The organism is Frondihabitans sp. Leaf304, from assembly GCF_001423105.1.
Lineage (GTDB): Bacteria > Actinomycetota > Actinomycetes > Actinomycetales > Microbacteriaceae > Frondihabitans.
Window position 1 is genome coordinate 483,646 of record NZ_LMNV01000005.1, and the last position, 15,556, is coordinate 499,201.

The following is a 15,556-nucleotide window of genomic DNA, read 5'->3' on the forward strand; positions in this document are numbered from 1 at the left end:
TCGTGAAGCTGTTCAAAGGTCAGCGCTGACCCTTGATCGAAATTCCCGTCGACCTGCCCGCCGAGCTCGTTCCCCTCTCCTGGCTCATCGGGGTGTGGGAGGGCACCGGCGTCGTCGACTACAAGACCGGCGACGACCCCGAGTCGCGCCGCACCCATGAGTTCGGCCAGCGCGTCAGCTTCAGTCACGACGGCCTGCCGTTCCTCAACTACAGCTCGTACTCCTGGCTGCTCGACGAAGAGAACACACCGCTCGTCAGCGAGACCGGCTACTGGCGGCTCGACCGCCCGTCCGAAGAGGGCGACCGGGGCCCTGGCATGCTGCCGGGCGTGGGAATCCAGCCGTTCACCACGCCTCGGGCAGTCGAAGTGCTCCGCACGCCCGACGACGGGTTCAACATCGAGGTGGCCCTGGTGCACCCGACCGGTGTGAACGAGCTTTACCTCGGCCGGGTGAAGGGTCCGCGAATCGATCTCTCGACCGACGCCGTGGTCCGCTCAAGCAATGCCAAAGAGTATTCGGCCGCCACTCGCATGTACGGGCTCGTCGACAACCACCTCCTCTGGGCGTGGGATGTCGCGGCTCTCGGAAACGAGCTGCGCACGCACGCGTCGGGTCAGCTCGCTCGTGTCGAGTAGCGCTCCGGCGACGCCGTTCGCCGCACGACCGGGCTTCGTAGCCGACGACTCCACCGGCGTCGCCGCGCACTACGGCAACCCGCTCGTCGAACAGCGGGCACTTCTTTCAGGATCCGCGGTGGTCCAGGTGCCGTCGAGAGGTCTCGTCACGGTCTCGGGGCCCGACCGGCTGTCGTGGCTCGATTCGCTCACCAGCCAGAGCCTCAAGGGCCTCGCTCCCGGCAGCTCGACGGAGACGCTGCTGCTCGATCCTTCGGGCCGGGTGGAGCACGCGGCCGGTGTGCTCGACGACGGCGAGACCACGTGGCTCCTCGTCGACGCGGCCGAGGCCGAGAGCTTTGCCGCGTGGCTCGATCGGATGCGCTTCATGTTGCGCGTCGAGGTCGCTGACCGAAGCGCCGACTTCGCGGTGCTCGGATCGTTCGCCGACCTCGCCCTTCCCGCAGCCAGCCCCGCTGGCATCCCCCTCGTCTGGATCGACCCGTGGCACGAGGTCGCCGTCGGCGGTGTCGGCTACGCCGCCGAGGCCGGCCACCCGGCCGCCGACTGGAGCTACCGCGAGACGCTCGTCACGGCCGAGTCTCTCGCCGACGTCGCCGCGTCCGACGTGCCCGTCGCCGGTGCTCTCGCGCTCGAGGCTCTCCGGGTCGCCGCCTGGCGTCCGCGCCTCGCGACGGAGGTCGACGAGCGGAGCATCCCGCACGAGCTCGATTGGCTCCGCTCGGCCGTGCACCTGGCGAAGGGCTGCTACCGCGGGCAAGAGACCGTCGCGAAGGTGCACAATCTCGGCCACCCGCCGAGGCGTCTCGTCATGCTGCACCTCGACGGCTCCGACAATGTGTTGCCCGGTCACGGCGACGTCGTGCGCGAGGGCGACCGCGAGGTCGGTTCGATCACCTCGTCGGGCACCCATTACGAGCTGGGCCCGATCGCGCTCGCCCTCGTCAAGCGCAGCCTCGACGTCACCGCGCCGCTGACCGTTCTGGCCGGCGACGACGACACCGTCGTGGCCGCCTCGCAGCAGACCATCGTTCCCCCCGACGCCGGCGCCGCTGCCGGTGTTCCTCGGCTGCCGCGGCTCGGTGCCGTCCGGCGCTGACCGTGCGGTTCTCCCTCCCTCGGGCCGGGGGCTTCGACGTTCGTGCCTCGGCGTTGCGGGTGCGCTCCTCGCTGCCGGCGATGCTGCAGATCGTGCTCGCGGCCGGGATCGCCTACTCGATAGCCCGCTTCGGCATCGGTCACCCGATGCCGATCCTGGCCGTGACCGTCACCATTTCGTCTCTCGGTTTCGCCCGTGACGCGAGGCCGCGCCGCGTGCTCGAGAATGCCGTCGGCGTGGTAATCGGCATCGCGCTCAGCGAGCTCCTGCTGCTGGTCTTCGGCAAGGGCTTCTGGCAGTACGGCATCGTGCTCTTCGTCGCGCTCGCCGTGGCCCGGTTCCTGTCGCCGACCAGTGCCTTCGCCATCGCGGCGGCGACGCAGTCGATGTTCGTCATGCTCCTGCCTGATCCCGCGGGCGGGCCGTTCACCCGGTCGCTCGACGGGCTGGTCGGCGGGGCCGTCGCGCTCCTCATCACAGCGCTCGTTCCCCGTGACCCGATCGGCCTCGCCCGGGCCGATGCCCGTCGCCTCTTCGCCGAGCTCGACCCCGCGTTCGCCTCACTCGTGCGGGCACTCCGACACGACGACGTCCGGCAGGCCGATGCGGCCCTCGACCGACTCCGCACGACGCAGCCGCTCCTCGACGACTGGGCGGCGACCCTCGACACGGCGTCGTCGATCTCGCGGATCTCGCCGTTTCTGCGACGCAAGGTGCCCGTGATAGCCGCGGAAGCGCGAATCCTGCGCTATCTCGACCTCGCGGTACGCAACCTCCGGGTGGTCACCCGGCGCATCGACACCACGATCGGCGACGGCCGACGTCGGCCCGAGGTGGCTGACCTCGTGGCGAGTATCGCGCTGGCGACGAGTGTGTTGGGGGAGTCGCTGGAGGCGGTGGAGCGGGTGCCGGCTGCCCAGGAGGCGCTGGTCGCGGTGGGGCGGAGGCTGGATCCTGCGGTCGTCCTGCCCGGTGCGCCCGTGGCCGAGACGGTGCTCGTGCTGATGCTGCGGCCGCTCGTCATCGACCTGCTCATGGCGACGGGCTTGCCGCATGACGACGCGCGCTCGCGCCTCGCCACGCTCTGACACCGGTTTTCGGTGTTGACGCCGCCTTTCGACGGTGTCGGGCCCGAAATGCGGTGTCGGGCCCGCAAGGCGGCGTCACGCCGGGGCGACCGCCGACCACGGCACCGAGATCTCGCCGAGCCTCCAGCGCGTGCGCCCGTGCAGCACCGGCCAGCCCGCCGACCGCATCCCCTCGACGGTCGCGACCCAACGCTGCACCGGCGAGTACACGGCGAGGGCGGCGTTGTAGCGCCAGTGGCGGTCGAGCTCCTCGAGGAACGCGTGGATCCTCTCGCCCTCGACATTGCGGTGGATCAGCGCCTTCGGCAACCGCTCGGCGACGATCAGTGGGCTCTCGAGCGAGGCGAGACGCAGCGACGCGGTGAATGTCTGCGGGCCGTCCGAGGTCACGTCGACCCAGCTCGCGACGCGGCCCACTTCGTTGCACGTGCCCTCGACGAGGACGCCGCCGGGGGCGAGGCGCGAGACCATGAGATCCCAGGATCCGGCCACCGCCTCCTCGGGATACTGCCGCAGCACGTTCAGCGCCCGGATCACCGCCGGCCGCCGATCGGCCCGCTCCATTGCATCGGGCAGCGGCACTTCGAACCCGCCGAGCCGGAACGACACCCCCGGCTTGGCCGACAGGGATGCCAGCGCCACCCGTTCGGGCTCGATCTCGATGCCCACGACCTCGACCTCCGGCCGAACCCGAGCCAGTCGGTGGTGCAGTTCGAGCGGCGTCGTCGCGCTGGCGCCGTAGCCCAGATCGACGACCAGAGGATCCGCGGCGGTGCGGAACGCGGGCAGACTCGCGATCCAGCGATCGACCCGGCGCAGTCGGTTGGTGCCCGTGGTTCCGCGCGTGACGTGACCTGTGGGCATGCCACCATCCTAGGAACGACGCGACGATAGGATCGTCAGCATGACTTCGACGCTCATCCTTCTCCGGCACGGCAACAGCGAGTGGAACCAGAAGAACCTCTTCACCGGGTGGGTCGACGTCCGCCTGAGTGAGCAGGGCACCGCCGAGGCGAAGCGCGCCGGGCAGCTGCTGCGCGACTCCGGCCTCAAGCCCGACATCCTCTACACCTCGCGTCTCACCCGCGCGATCCAGACGGCCGACCTCGCTCTCGAAGAGGCCGACCGGCTGTGGATCGACGTGAAGCGCTCGTGGCGTCTCAACGAGCGTCACTACGGTGCGCTCCAGGGCAAAGACAAGGCCGAGACGCTCGAAGAGTACGGCCCCGAGCAGTTCCAGACCTGGCGTCGATCGTTCGACGTGCCGCCGCCGCCGCTCGACGACGACAGCAAGTGGTCGCAGGCCCACGACGAGCGGTACGTCGACCTCGGCGTCGACGCCCCGCGCACCGAGTCGCTCAAGCTCGTCATCGAGCGCATGCTTCCTTACTGGGAGAGCGACATCACCGTCGATCTCGCCGCCGGCAAGACCGTGCTCGTCACCGCGCACGGCAACTCGCTGCGCGCTCTGGTCAAGCACCTCGACGGCATCTCCGACGACGAGATCGCCGAGCTGAATATCCCCACCGGCATCCCCCTGGTCTACGAGCTCGACGACGATTTCACACCGACCAAGCCCGGGGCGTATCTCGACCCGGAGGCCGCTGCCGCCGGTGCCGCCGCCGTTGCCAACCAGGGCAAGAGCGACGGGCTCGACGCGACCAAGGCGTAGGCCTCCGGCCCGGCTCAGACCCGCCTGATCGGCACGACCCGCCCGATCGGCTCAGACCCGCCCGATCGGCGTAGGCACCTGCCCTAGGGCTGCTGTTTACGCCGACCGGGCGGGTTTGCTGTTCTATCCCTTGCTTTGTAGCGACACATTGCTACAGTCGTAGGTACAAAGGGGTGGGTATGGATCTGTACTTTCAAGTTCTCTTCGCGGTATACGCCGTGGTGCTCGTCGGCACTGCACTTCTGTCGCGGGTCGGTGAATTCCAGACCTGGCAGATGCAGCGGCTGGCGAAGCGGGTCGGGCTGGGCATCCCCGCCGACCTCGACGGTCTCATTCGACGGCGCGTTGCAGCACGTGTTCTCGGCAGCAGCGTCGGCGGCTTCGTCGGCCTCGGCGTCGGCGTCGTGCTCTACGAGTCTTTCGCGACCCGGCCCCCTGTCGTCGTCGCCTTTCTGGCGCTCATCACGGCGGTGACCGGCTCGTCGCTCGGCACGGTCTGGGCGTCGTTCCGAGACGAGACTGCGGCGACCGACCGTCCACGGATCGCGCGCGCCGAGGCCGTCGGAGTCGGCGACTACGTGATCGTCCTCGCTCGCATTTTCGCTTGGGCCATCCTGGTGCTGGCGGCTGTGGCCATCGCCCTCTCGGCGCGCTCGGGGGCGGGTCTCGCCGGAGTCCTCCTCGTGGCGCTCGGCGCTGTCTGCCTCGTTCTATTCGAGATTTTCTCTCGCCGAATCGTCGCGAGAGGTCATCCGGTGGCCTCGACCGATGAGCTGGTCTGGAACGACGCGCTCACCGCCTCCGCGCTGATGGACCTCCTGGCAGCGCCCGTCCAGGCGCTCACCCTGGGCGGCTACTGGGCGGTGATTGGAGTGGGTGGCGGGCCCGTCGACTTCAGTCCCGCTGACGTGGTCATCATGATTGCGCTGCTCGTCGGGTGCATCCTTTTCAGCGTCGTGTTCCGCAACACCCGCACCTGGTATCTCGAGCAGCTGTGGCCGGGTTCGCGGCGTCGCACCCCGGCCGAAGAAGCCCTCAGAATCGCAGGATCCAGCCCCTCGTGATCACCCTCGACCCCCGCTCTCCGACACCACCCTTCGAGCAGCTCCGCGGTCAGCTCGCGGGCCAGGTGCGCGGGGGAGTCCTCGCCGCCGGCCACCGTTTGCCGACAGTGCGACGTCTCGCCGAAGACCTCGGCATCGCTCCGAACACCGTCGCCCGCGCGTATCGCGAACTGGAGGCCGAGGGTCTGATCGAGACGCGGGGGCGGAACGGCACGGTGGTGCGCGCGCAGGGCGCCGACCCCGAGGTGGCCGCCCAACAGGCGGCGCGCGTCTACGCCGAGCGGGTGAAGGATCTCGGCGTCGACCCGGCCGAGGCGCTCCGGTTCGTTCGCGCTGCGCTCGGATCCTGAACTGTACTGGCTGGGTGAGACGCCGCTCACCGCAGCGGACCTCGGACAAGCCTCGGTCGCCCGCTGTGGCGAGCGTCGTCTCGCCTCGCGACTAGACGAAGAGGGCGCTGATCTCTTGCACGAGGGCGTCCATGTCGACGGTCTCGACGGCGTCGACCCGCACGAACGGGGTGAGGCCGAGCTCGCCGCCGGAGGCGCCGCACCAGACCTCGACGACGCGGGGTGAGCCGGCCAGGTCGATGCCGCCGGTGACCGCGTCGGAGTCGGCCCGCTCGAAGAAGGCGTCGACGACCACGCCGGCGTCGATGAGCCCGGCCGTGCGCCACACCGTCTCGATGGCCAGCCGGCGGATGCCCTCGCGCGGTGCGACCGGCCCCGTCGCCTGCGTCAGGGTCTCCTGAACGGCGGTCGGCTTCAGCACGGGGCAGCCGAGCAGGATCCCGAGCGCTGACGAGATCTCCGACTTGCGGGGGTCAGGGATTCCGTTGACGATGATCGCTACCTGGGCCATGCACCGATTCTCTCGCACGGTGGAGTCTCGCCCGACCGACCGCCTTCCCGTCCGATCGAGTGGCGGCCCCTCCGACCGAGAAAACGTCACCCGACCGGGTTTAATCGCGGTCGGGTGACGTTTCTGCGGTCGGACGCTACTCGGGCCGAGGAGCGCGGCGGTTGCGAGTCCGCATCGTGAGCATTAGCGCGACGCCGAGACCGAGCAGCCCCACCGCGACGAGGAACATCGAGCGCCCTTCCGAGCCGGTGAAGGCCAGCTCCGTGGCCGGAGTGTCGGCGCCGGGGGAGATCGCGCCGCTGGCTGAGGCGGCGATCACGCCATCGTCCGTCGCGGCCACGTCGAAGATCACGGTGTTGCCGATGACCGAGTAGCGGAGACTCGTCGGGTCGGAGGTGTCGACGGTGAAGGCCCCAGCTACGAAGGTGCCACTCGGCAGGCCCAGGTCTTTCGACCAACGCCCGTCCGCCCCGACCGTGATGGTGCCGTCGTAGGTGGGCACCGTGGCGGAGGGCGGAGCCGTGGAGTCGTCGAACCAACCCGGGTAGAGCGCCGAGAGGTACGCGTCGGCGGAGTCGAGGTCGGAGACCCAGAGCTGCACGCCGGTGCCCGGCGTTCCCGTGCCGGAGACAACGGCGAGGTACTGCGCACCGCCATCCGTCGCGCCGTCCGTGGGCTCGACACCCGGGTCTGTCGTCGGCTCGGTCGTGGGCTCGTCCGTCGCATCTTCGGCTGCGTCGGCGACACCGTCATCGGGGTCGAGGGGATCGCTGGCGGCAGTGCCCGACGACGTCGGCTCGGATCCGTCGAAGTTCGTCTGAACGGTCTCGTTCACGACGGGCGGGACGAGGTAGTCGGCCGGGATCGCCACCTCGGCGGTTCCGATTCGCGCCCCCTCCGTGTAGCCCGACAGTGGGCCGAGCACCTCGTCGATCGTCTGAGCGACGGGCGTGAAGAAGTACGAACCGGGACCGAGCGCCAATCGGGCTGTCCATTGTCCGTTGGCATCGGCAGTGGCGAATGCCCCGTCTCCGAAAGAGGGGTCGGTGGTGTCCGTGGGGTCCGCCAGGACGAAGACCTGATCGCCGGGCTTGGCAGTCCCGCTGACCGGGATTGAGAACAGCCCTCCGCCGAAGGGCAGAGGGGTTCCGATCAGTGTCTGACCGACGATCAACGGGTCGACGACGGGAACCTCGGTATCGGGAGCGTCGAACTGCACCTCGATCAGGTGCTCTGTGAGCCCGCGAGCCCCCGATTTCCCGTCGATCACGAGAAGCTGGTCCCAGCTCACGGCGTCGCTGAACGACACCGTGAACGTGAAGGCCCCCGATTTGTCCGCGGTCACCGTGGTGAGAATCTCTTCTTGGTCGTTGTGGACCGTAATGACCGAGCCTGCGGGCGCGGTGCCGACCACGGTGATCGTGCGCGGCCCCGAGACGAACTGCACCATATCTTCGTCTGCCGGAGAGGTGATGACCAGGTCGGTGGATGGTGTTCCTGAGGGGGCCTTCGGGGTTGTCGCCGAGGGGGCGGCAACGCGCGCTCGGCTTACGGCCGAGCTGCTTGTCTGATCGCTGGATGCTGCTTGTTCGACCGCGTTTTGCGCAGCCTTCTCGACCGTGCTCGGCGCGTGTCCGACGAGCGGGCTCATCCGCGTCATGGCGGGCCGTGGGGCGGTGAGGGTCTCAGCCGAGAGGTGTGTCGGGGGCGGCGCTGCGGAAGCAGGCAGAGCACCCACCAAGCCGAGTGCGAGGGCGGTCACGGCTGCGAGGGCCAGGGGCACTGCGGCCCGTGATGCGCGAGGGTTCGCGGTGGGCAGGGGCTTCTTCATGCGGCGCTCTTCCGGCGTGGGTCGCAGGTGTCGCCTGCGCTCCCGACCCACCCTTGGGCGCAGTTCCGTCCCGGTGATCACGGTCCGTTGGCTGACGGTAGCAGTTCCGAGGGCCCGGTACCTCTCCTTTTTCCGGTGCCATCCTCTCTCGGCACAGTTCGATCATTGACAGTTCGAAATCTAACGGTTAGTGTTCTGATCATGAACGAAAACGGCCCCGACCTCACCACCAGCCTCGAGCTGCTCCGGTGGATCGGCTGGGCACAGCAGCAGGCCGGCCTCGAATGGGTGCGCGAACGCGGGCTCACTCACGAGCAGAGTTTTGCGCTCGGGTTCCTGGTGCAGTTTCCGGGCTCCATCCAGCGCGACATCGCTGCGATGACTCGCACCAGCGCGGCCAGCGTCTCGAGCCTCCTGCAGGGGCTCGAGAAGCGCGGTCTCATCGAGCGCCGTGCCGACGGCGAGAGCGCGCGCATCAAACGCGTCTACGCCACCGCCGAGGGTGCCGAGCTGATCTCCGGCTTCGACGTCGCGATGGCGTCCACCGAAGAGACGATCCTCGGACCCCTCTCCACGGCCGAGCGCGCCACGCTCCACTCGCTGCTGACGAAGGTCACTGCAGTGCTGCCGAGGCCCACGCGCGACTAGCCGCGACCGACCCCGTTCCCGCAGACCGCGGGAGCGGATCCTGAATTCTCCCCTCGCCGTGCCGGCGTCCTTCGGCGCGCGCCAAAGCACCCGGAACAGGCTCGCCTGCCCGGAATAAGGAGCAGCTATGAGCACCTCACTTCCCACCACCGCCGACACGGTCGGCACCAACCGTTGGTACCTTGCCTCGGCGCCGATGGTCCGCGCCCTCCTCCATCTCTGCGTGCCGATGGCCGCGGCGATGATCGTCAGCGCCGTCTACAACGTGGTCAACGCCGGCTTCATCGGCTCGCTCCACGACAGTGCGCTGCTCGCAGCCGTCACCCTGGGCGCGCCGATCCTCGGCCTCGTCATGGCGGTCGGTGGCGTCTTCGGCGTCGGCGGCAGTGCCCTCATCTCGAGGCTTCTCGGGGCGAGCGAGAAGGATCCGACCGAAGCCGCTCAGATCAAGCACGTGGCGTCGTTCGCCGTCTGGGGCGCCGCGATCGTCGGTGCCGTGCTCGCGGCTGCAGGTCTGCTCCTGCTGCCGAACCTCGTGACCGTGCTCGGCGCCCACGGTGCCGCCGTTGCCCCGACCAGCGCCTTCGTCGGTGTGATGCTCGCCTTCGTGCCCGTGCTCGCCGTGTCGTTCTGCCTCGAGCAGCTGGTCCGGTCGGAGGGGGCGGCCCGTCAGGTCATGATCGGCCTCATCGCCTCGACCGTCGCCAACCTCGTCTTCGACGTGCTCTTCATCCTGGTGCTGCACTGGGGTGTGGCGGGTGCCGCCCTCGCGATCGGCCTGTCGAACGTCGTCACGATCGTCTACTTCGTCACCTGGCTGACTCGGCACAGCGAGCACATCAGCTTGGCACCGCGCTGGTTCACGCTCTCGCCGACCGTGCTGAAGCCGGTCTTCGGCATCGGCGTGGGGGAGCTGCTCCAGTCGGCGTTCCTCATCGTCACCTCGCTCGTACTGAACAACCTCGCCTCGGCCTATGGCGACGGGCCCCTTGCCGCGATGGGTGTCGCCGTCCGCATCGCGCAGGTGCCCGAGTTTCTCGTGATGGGCGTCACGCTCGGCGTTCTGCCGCTGCTGGCCTACTCGTTCGGCAAGGGTGACCGGGCCCGTCTCGCCGCCGCTCTGCGGGCCTCGGCCTTCACGGTCGGCTCGATCACCGTGGTGGCGGCCGTTGGGGTGTTCCTCTTCCGCGATGCGATCTTCGGCGCATTCGTCGCCGACCGTTCGGTGCTCGCCGTCGGCGCGGTGATCCTGACGGCGCAGCTCGTCGCCATGATCGCCAACGGGTTCACCGGCCTCATCACGTCGCTGTTCCAAGCGACCGGACGCGCCACGGCGGCAATCACGATGTCGATGGCGCAGGGAATCCTGTTCATCCCGATCGTGCTGCTCGGAAACCTGTGGTTCGGGCTCGGCGGCGTGATCTGGGCGCTGACGGTCACCGAGGTGCTCGTGCTCCTCGTCGGAGCCGTCATGCTGTTCGCGTCGCGTCGGGCGATCGACGCCGGGCTCGCCGAGGGGAGCCCGGAGCGCGCCGAGGCCGTGCTCGAAGAGGCGTAGTCATCCATTGGCTTCAGGTTGCGGGCAGGCGCTGACCGGAGCGGGGAGTGCAGGATCCTTCACCCCGGCTCAGTGACTCGACCCGACCTCGATCAAGAGCACCCCGCCGACGATCAAGACGATCCCGAGGCCCATCAGCCAGGTCAGCGGCTCCTTGAAGAGGAACTTGCTGGCGACGGCGGTCAGGGCCACCCCGGAGGCGGCCCAGATGCCGTAGGCGACGCCGAGCGGAAGGCCCTGGCCGAGACCGAGCGAGAGCGAGGTGAATGCCACGACGTAGCCGATGCCGACGGGGATGTACCAGCGGCGGTCGTCGACGGCCATGCGGAGCGAGAGGGTGCCGGCGACCTCGAAGAGGATCGCGGCGACGAGAAAGAGCCACATCATCGGGCGATTCCCCCGGTGGTGGCGGTCGAGGTGCCGGCCGCCTCACGGTGGACGGCCTGAGCGCCGAGCTCGACGCAGAGCACCCCGGCGATGACGACCACGATGCCGATGCCCATGACGAGAGTCAGCGGTTCGCCGAAGATCACGAGCGACAGCACGGCGGTCAGCGCGACACCGCTCGCGCCCCAGATGCCGTAGGCGACCCCGAGTGCCATGCCGGTGCGGAGCACGAGGGCGAGTCCGGCGAAGGCGACGAGGTAGCCGATCGCCACGACGACGTACAACCCGGGGTGGTCGAGGGCGCCCTTCAACGAAAGCGACGCCGACACCTCCGAGACGATGGCGATGATGAGGAACAGCCAGCCGCGCGCTTTGGAAGTCTTCATAGCGACCACCGTAGGGCAGCCGCGCACGGCGAAACCCCCGCCCGAGCCGAGGCTCGAGCGGGGGTTTCGTGGGTGTCGAGTGCTGCTACTTGGTGAGCGGCTCGAGGGTCGTGTTGTCTTTGTATGCCTCGGCTGCGTTGTCCTTGGTGACGAGGACGGGGGTCAGCGCCACGGCCGGAACCGTGATGACGCCGTTGTAGTTGTTCTTCTTGTCGATGACCGTCTTGGGGGTCTTGCCCTCGGACAGCGTGGTGACCAGGTCGACAGCGGCCTGGGCCTCCTCGGCGGTGTTCTTGTAGATGGTCGAGTACTGCGTGCCCGACATGATCAGCGGGATCGAAGCGGTCTCGCTGTCCTGGCCGGTGACGATGATGCCGGGCTTACCAGCCGACTTCACCGACTGGATGATGGCGCGGGCCAGGGTGTCGTTCGGCGAGAGGACGCCGTCGAGCTTGGTCGAGCCGTAGTTCTTCTGCAGCAGGTTGCTCATGCGGGTCTGGGCGTTCTGGGCGAGCCAGCCGTCCGTCGACACCGCGCTGAACGAGGTCTGACCGGAGACGACCTTGAGGGTGCCGTCGTCGATCTTCGGCTGCAGGACGCTCATCGCACCGTTGAAGAACACCGGAGCGTTGGCGTCGGTCGAAGCACCGGCGAAGAGCTCGATGTTGTACGGTCCGCTGCCCTTGGCCTTAAGGCCGTCGAGGAGCGCGGTGCCCTGGAGCTGACCGACCTTGTAGTTGTTGAACGCGACGTAGTAGTCGACGTTCTTGGTGCCGGTGATGTTGCGGTCCCAGGCGATGACCGGGATGCCGGCCGCCTTGGCCTGCTTGACCTGCGTGCCGAGCTGCGCGCCATCCTGCGCGGCGATGATCAGGGCCTTGTCACCCTTGGTGATCATGCCCGAGATCTGGTTCTGCTGGTCGGGAACCGTGTTGGTGGCGGCCGCGTACTGCACGTCGGCCTTGAAGCCGGCCTTGGCGAGGGAGTCCTCGAAGGCGGCCTTGGCCAGGACCCAGTTCTGCGAGGTCTTCGCGGGGAGCGAGACGCCGATCGTGGAGCCCTTGGGGATGGTGGCGGTGGAACCGCTGGCGCCCGCGTCGCTCCGGCCGGTGTTGCCGGAGCAGGAGGTCAGCGTGACCACGGTGAGCGCTGCGACGGCAAAGCCGGCGATGAGCTGTTTCTTCATTGAAATGCTTCTTTCATTGTGGGGATGTGAGTGCGGGATGCACCCGGTGCTGTGGGATGAGTGGTGCGCATCCCGGATTTGTGGCTGGGAATGGAACGGGCTGAGGGGTTACGGAAGCAGAACCGGCGAGTCGTCGTCGATCGACTTCGGCTGAGCCGTGGCGTCGGGGCCGGGCTTCTGCGCGTCGTCGTTCTTCTTGCGACCGAACCCGCGGGTCAGGTAGCCGATGATCGACGGACGGCCCTGCGTCTTGTTGTAGACGTCGAAGGCGACGGCGAGCAGCAGCACGAGACCGCGGATGATCTGGACCAGGTTCGTGTCGATGCCCTTGAGCGAGAGGCCGTTCGCCAGGAAGGCGAGCACGAGAGCACCGATGATCGAGGCGATGACGGTTCCGACACCACCGGCGACCGCGGCACCACCAACGAAGACGGCGGCGATGGCGTCGAGCTCCCAGCCCGTTCCGTCGGAGGGGCCCGAGGATCCCGCATAGCCGACATAGACCATTCCGGCGACGGCGGCGAGAACCGACATGTTCATCATGACCAGGAAGTTGACGCGACGCGAGTTGACGCCCGAGAGGACAGCGGCGTGCGAGTTGCCGCCGACCGCGTAGAGGTGTCGCCCGAATGTGGTGGTGTTCGTGACGAAGCCGTAGATGATCACGAGCACGCCCATGATGATGGCGACGATCGGCACGCTCGTGTTGGGCTGGCCGGAGGCGAACAGGTAGGTGGCGAAGGCGGTGACGCCGGCGAGCACGACGATGCGGACGATGCTCGTCCAGAGGGGAGCCGGCTCGGCGCCCATCTTGACGCGGTTGGTGCGTCCGCGGAACTCGAAGACGACGATCGCGATGATCGAGACGAGACCGAGCAGGAGAGTGCCGTTGCTGTAGCCGGTGCCCGGACCGAAGTCGGGGATGAAGCCGCCGCCGATGGTCTGGTAGTCCTCGGGCACGGGGAGAGCGGTCGAGTTGCCGATGATCTGGTTCGCCCCGCGGAAGATCAGCTGACCGGCGAGGGTCACGATGAAGGCGGGCACCTTCACGTAGGCGACCCAGAAGCCCTGCCACGCGCCGACGAGGGCGCCGACGGCGAGGCCGACGAGGATCGCGCCCCACCAGGCGAAGTGCCAGGTGGCCATCGACTGCGCGACGATGATGCCGGTGAACGCGGCGACCGAGCCGACCGAGAGGTCGATGTGACCGGCGACGATCACCATCACCATGCCGATCGCGAGGATCAGGATGTAGGAGTACTGCTGGAAGACGTTGATGACGTTTCCGGGATCGAGCGTGGTGCCGCCCGTCCAGATCTGGAACCCGACGATGATCACGATGAGCGCGATGATCATGCCGTACTGGCTGATTCCACCCCCCTTGTTGCCGAGGATGCTGTCGATGTTCTTCTTGATGTTCGTCATCGAACCGTGGTCCTTTTCGAGGTCATGCTGACCATGAGCGACTCGGGGTTCGCCTCAGCTGCGGTCAATTCGTTGGTGATGGAGCCCTCGAAGATCGTGTAGATCCGATCGGAGAGGCCGAGGAGCTCGGGGAGCTCGGAGGAGATGAGGATGACGCCCTTGCCCTGGGCTGCCAGGTCTTGGATGATCCCGTAGATCTCGAACTTCGCACCCACGTCGATGCCGCGGGTGGGCTCGTCAAGGATGAGGATGTCGGGGTCGGTGAACATCCACTTCGCGAGGACGACCTTCTGCTGGTTGCCGCCGGAGAGCTTCGACACACCCTGGTCGACGTTGTTCGCCTTGGTGCGGAGGCTGCGGCGGTAGCGCTCCGAGACCTCGTACTCCTCGACGCTCGAGACGACGCCGTTGTGCGTGATCTTCGGCAGGCCGGCGGCGACGGTGGAGCGCTTGATGGTGTCGAGCAGGTTGAGTCCGAGAGCCTTGCGGTCTTCCGAGACGTAGCCGAGGCCGTTCTTGATGGCGCGCTTAACCGTGTCGGTGCGGATCTCGTGACCCTCTTTGTAGACCTCGCCCGACACGTAGGTGCCGTAGGAGTGGCCGAAGACGCTCATGGCGAGCTCGGTGCGACCGGCGCCCATGAGGCCGGCGAAGCCGACGATCTCACCGCGGCGCACGTAGAAGTTCTCGTTCTTGCAGACGAGGCGTTCGGCGTCGAGGGGGTGACGGACGGTCCAGTTGCGCACCTCGAAGAACTTCTCGCCGATGTTCGGCGTGCGGTCGGGGAACCGGCTCTCGAGCGAGCGGCCGACCATTCCGCGGATGATGCGGTCTTCGTTGACGCCGTCGGCCTTCACGTCGAGGCTCTCGATGGTCTTGCCGTCGCGGAGGATCGTGATGGTGTCGGAGACCTGCTCGATCTCGTTCAGCTTGTGGCTGATCATGATCGAGGTGACGCCCTTGCCCTTGAGCCCGACGATGAGGTCGAGCAGGTGCTGCGACTCACCCTCGTTCAGGGCGGCGGTGGGTTCGTCCAGGATGAGCAGCTTCACGCTCTTGTTCAGAGCCTTGGCGATCTCGACGAGCTGCTGCTTGCCGACTCCGAGCGACTTGATCTTGGTGTCGGGGTCTTCGGCGAGACCGACGCGGGCGAGCAGGTCTTTGGCGATGCGCTGGGCTTCGATCCAGTTGATCACGCCGCGCTTGCCGGGCTCGTTGCCGAGGAAGATGTTCTCGGTGATCGAGAGCTCGGGGATGAGGGCCAGCTCTTGGTGGATGATCACGACGCCGGCGGCTTCGGACTGCTTGATGCCCGAGAACTGGACGACCTGGTTCTCGAAGACGACATCGCCCGTGTACGTGCCGAACGGGTAGACGCCCGAGAGGACTTTCATGAGAGTCGACTTGCCTGCACCGTTTTCGCCGCAGATCGCGTGGATCTCGCCGGCCTTCACGGTCAGGTTCACGTCGGAGAGAGCCTTCACACCAGGGAACTCCTTGGTGATCGAGCGCATCTCGAGGATGGTGGGTTCACCAACCATTGTGCACCGCCATTTGCTAGACATCGTTGTCGGGGAGCTTCGTCGCCCGTTGGGCACCTGGCCCGGGATTACATTAGGCCGATCGCTGGCTGGCGTCAAAAGGTTAACGCAACGAATTTGTAACGGCTTTACGAACCGGCCTCAATGAGAGCGCTCACTTTCGCGGTCACCA

Annotated in this window: 16 protein-coding genes; 8 read left to right on the forward strand and 8 right to left on the reverse strand. The window is 67.6% G+C overall.

Translation table 11 applies throughout. The features are described 5' to 3' along the window. The first annotated feature begins 32 nt into the window (after positions 1-32). The 3 genes from ASF54_RS15770 to ASF54_RS15780 are packed head-to-tail and all read left to right on the forward strand — an operon-like array spanning position 33 to position 2,825. Entirely contained in the window at positions 33-638 is a 606-nt protein-coding gene (locus ASF54_RS15770; RefSeq protein WP_055965250.1) for an FABP family protein, read from the forward strand. Beyond that, positions 628-1,737: a CAF17-like 4Fe-4S cluster assembly/insertion protein YgfZ gene (gene ygfZ, locus ASF54_RS15775; protein WP_055965254.1), complete on the forward strand. Its 1,110-nt coding sequence runs from the start codon at positions 628-630 to the stop codon at positions 1,735-1,737. Before ASF54_RS15770 ends, ygfZ begins: the two co-directional genes overlap by 11 nt. A 2-nt stretch (positions 1,738-1,739) precedes the next feature. Further along, positions 1,740-2,825, forward strand: a complete 1,086-nt coding sequence (locus ASF54_RS15780) for an FUSC family protein (RefSeq protein ID WP_157510229.1) — start codon at positions 1,740-1,742, stop codon at positions 2,823-2,825. 75 nt (positions 2,826-2,900) lie between these two features. Here ASF54_RS15780 and ASF54_RS15785 read toward each other — a convergent pair whose 3' ends face one another. Further along, complete coding sequence (locus ASF54_RS15785) at positions 2,901-3,689, reverse strand: class I SAM-dependent methyltransferase (protein ID WP_055965256.1); 789 nt, start codon at positions 3,687-3,689, stop codon at positions 2,901-2,903. A 40-nt stretch (positions 3,690-3,729) separates the two neighbouring features. On the opposite strand from ASF54_RS15785, the gene ASF54_RS15790 reads away from it, so the two are divergent. The 3 genes from ASF54_RS15790 to ASF54_RS15800 all read left to right on the forward strand — a co-directional run bounded on the left by ASF54_RS15790 (position 3,730) and on the right by ASF54_RS15800 (position 5,911). Beyond that, on the forward strand, positions 3,730-4,497 hold the full coding sequence (locus ASF54_RS15790; protein WP_055965259.1) for a phosphoglyceromutase: 768 nt from the start codon (positions 3,730-3,732) through the stop codon (positions 4,495-4,497). Between the two features lie 179 nt (positions 4,498-4,676). After that, the gene (locus tag ASF54_RS15795; protein WP_055965262.1) at positions 4,677-5,561 is read left to right on the forward strand and encodes a hypothetical protein; all 885 of its coding nucleotides are present in this window, start codon (positions 4,677-4,679) and stop codon (positions 5,559-5,561) included. Then, complete coding sequence (locus tag ASF54_RS15800) at positions 5,558-5,911, forward strand: GntR family transcriptional regulator (RefSeq protein WP_055965265.1); 354 nt, start codon at positions 5,558-5,560, stop codon at positions 5,909-5,911. The genes ASF54_RS15795 and ASF54_RS15800 overlap by 4 nt, the downstream gene beginning before the upstream one ends. A 91-nt stretch (positions 5,912-6,002) precedes the next feature. On the opposite strand, the gene ASF54_RS15805 is transcribed toward ASF54_RS15800, so the two are convergent. Together ASF54_RS15805 and ASF54_RS15810 are read right to left on the reverse strand one after the other, a co-directional pair. Further along, positions 6,003-6,422: a hypothetical protein gene (locus tag ASF54_RS15805; RefSeq protein ID WP_055965268.1), complete on the reverse strand. Its 420-nt coding sequence runs from the start codon at positions 6,420-6,422 to the stop codon at positions 6,003-6,005. Between the two features lie 136 nt (positions 6,423-6,558). Beyond that, entirely contained in the window at positions 6,559-8,253 is a 1,695-nt protein-coding gene (locus ASF54_RS15810; protein WP_157510230.1) for a hypothetical protein, read from the reverse strand. A 201-nt stretch (positions 8,254-8,454) separates the two neighbouring features. Between ASF54_RS15810 and ASF54_RS15815 the strand changes: the two genes are divergently transcribed. Together ASF54_RS15815 and ASF54_RS15820 are read left to right on the forward strand one after the other, a co-directional pair. After that, on the forward strand, positions 8,455-8,901 hold the full coding sequence (locus ASF54_RS15815; RefSeq protein WP_055965273.1) for a MarR family winged helix-turn-helix transcriptional regulator: 447 nt from the start codon (positions 8,455-8,457) through the stop codon (positions 8,899-8,901). Positions 8,902-9,028: 127 nt separating this feature from the next. Then, positions 9,029-10,459, forward strand: coding sequence for an MATE family efflux transporter (locus tag ASF54_RS15820; protein ID WP_055965276.1), 1,431 nt, complete (start codon positions 9,029-9,031; stop codon positions 10,457-10,459). A 69-nt stretch (positions 10,460-10,528) separates the two neighbouring features. On the opposite strand, the gene ASF54_RS15825 is transcribed toward ASF54_RS15820, so the two are convergent. The 5 genes from ASF54_RS15825 to mmsA all read right to left on the reverse strand — a co-directional run bounded on the left by ASF54_RS15825 (position 10,529) and on the right by mmsA (position 15,384). Next, positions 10,529-10,846, reverse strand: coding sequence for a DMT family transporter (locus tag ASF54_RS15825; protein ID WP_055965278.1), 318 nt, complete (start codon positions 10,844-10,846; stop codon positions 10,529-10,531). Then, entirely contained in the window at positions 10,843-11,232 is a 390-nt protein-coding gene (locus ASF54_RS15830; protein ID WP_055965281.1) for a DMT family transporter, read from the reverse strand. The genes ASF54_RS15825 and ASF54_RS15830 overlap by 4 nt, the downstream gene beginning before the upstream one ends. A gap of 85 nt (positions 11,233-11,317) precedes the next feature. Beyond that, positions 11,318-12,418, reverse strand: coding sequence for a substrate-binding domain-containing protein (locus ASF54_RS15835; protein WP_055965284.1), 1,101 nt, complete (start codon positions 12,416-12,418; stop codon positions 11,318-11,320). Positions 12,419-12,526: 108 nt separating this feature from the next. Beyond that, positions 12,527-13,843, reverse strand: coding sequence for a multiple monosaccharide ABC transporter permease (gene mmsB / locus ASF54_RS15840; RefSeq protein WP_084816352.1), 1,317 nt, complete (start codon positions 13,841-13,843; stop codon positions 12,527-12,529). Further along, a complete protein-coding gene (gene mmsA, locus ASF54_RS15845) occupies positions 13,840-15,384 on the reverse strand; it encodes a multiple monosaccharide ABC transporter ATP-binding protein (protein WP_228514182.1) in 1,545 nt (514 codons plus the stop codon). Before mmsA ends, mmsB begins: the two co-directional genes overlap by 4 nt. Positions 15,385-15,556 lie beyond the last annotated feature (172 nt).

What these genes read in the sequence shown, in the direction of transcription:
- ASF54_RS15785 (WP_055965256.1), bottom strand. Translation starts at nt 3,689, where the DNA reads ATGCCCACAGGTCACGTCACGCGCGGAACCACGGGCACCAACCGACTG.
- ASF54_RS15815 (WP_055965273.1), top strand. Translation starts at nt 8,455, where the DNA reads ATGAACGAAAACGGCCCCGACCTCACCACCAGCCTCGAGCTGCTCCGG.
- ASF54_RS15835 (WP_055965284.1), bottom strand. Translation starts at nt 12,418, where the DNA reads ATGAAGAAACAGCTCATCGCCGGCTTTGCCGTCGCAGCGCTCACCGTG.
- mmsA (WP_228514182.1), bottom strand. Translation starts at nt 15,384, where the DNA reads ATGGTTGGTGAACCCACCATCCTCGAGATGCGCTCGATCACCAAGGAG.
- mmsB (WP_084816352.1), bottom strand. Translation starts at nt 13,843, where the DNA reads ATGACGAACATCAAGAAGAACATCGACAGCATCCTCGGCAACAAGGGG.
- ASF54_RS15795 (WP_055965262.1), top strand. Translation starts at nt 4,677, where the DNA reads ATGGATCTGTACTTTCAAGTTCTCTTCGCGGTATACGCCGTGGTGCTC.
- ASF54_RS15810 (WP_157510230.1), bottom strand. Translation starts at nt 8,253, where the DNA reads ATGAAGAAGCCCCTGCCCACCGCGAACCCTCGCGCATCACGGGCCGCA.
- ASF54_RS15830 (WP_055965281.1), bottom strand. Translation starts at nt 11,232, where the DNA reads ATGAAGACTTCCAAAGCGCGCGGCTGGCTGTTCCTCATCATCGCCATC.
- ASF54_RS15805 (WP_055965268.1), bottom strand. Translation starts at nt 6,422, where the DNA reads ATGGCCCAGGTAGCGATCATCGTCAACGGAATCCCTGACCCCCGCAAG.
- ASF54_RS15825 (WP_055965278.1), bottom strand. Translation starts at nt 10,846, where the DNA reads ATGATGTGGCTCTTTCTCGTCGCCGCGATCCTCTTCGAGGTCGCCGGC.
- ASF54_RS15820 (WP_055965276.1), top strand. Translation starts at nt 9,029, where the DNA reads ATGAGCACCTCACTTCCCACCACCGCCGACACGGTCGGCACCAACCGT.
- ASF54_RS15790 (WP_055965259.1), top strand. Translation starts at nt 3,730, where the DNA reads ATGACTTCGACGCTCATCCTTCTCCGGCACGGCAACAGCGAGTGGAAC.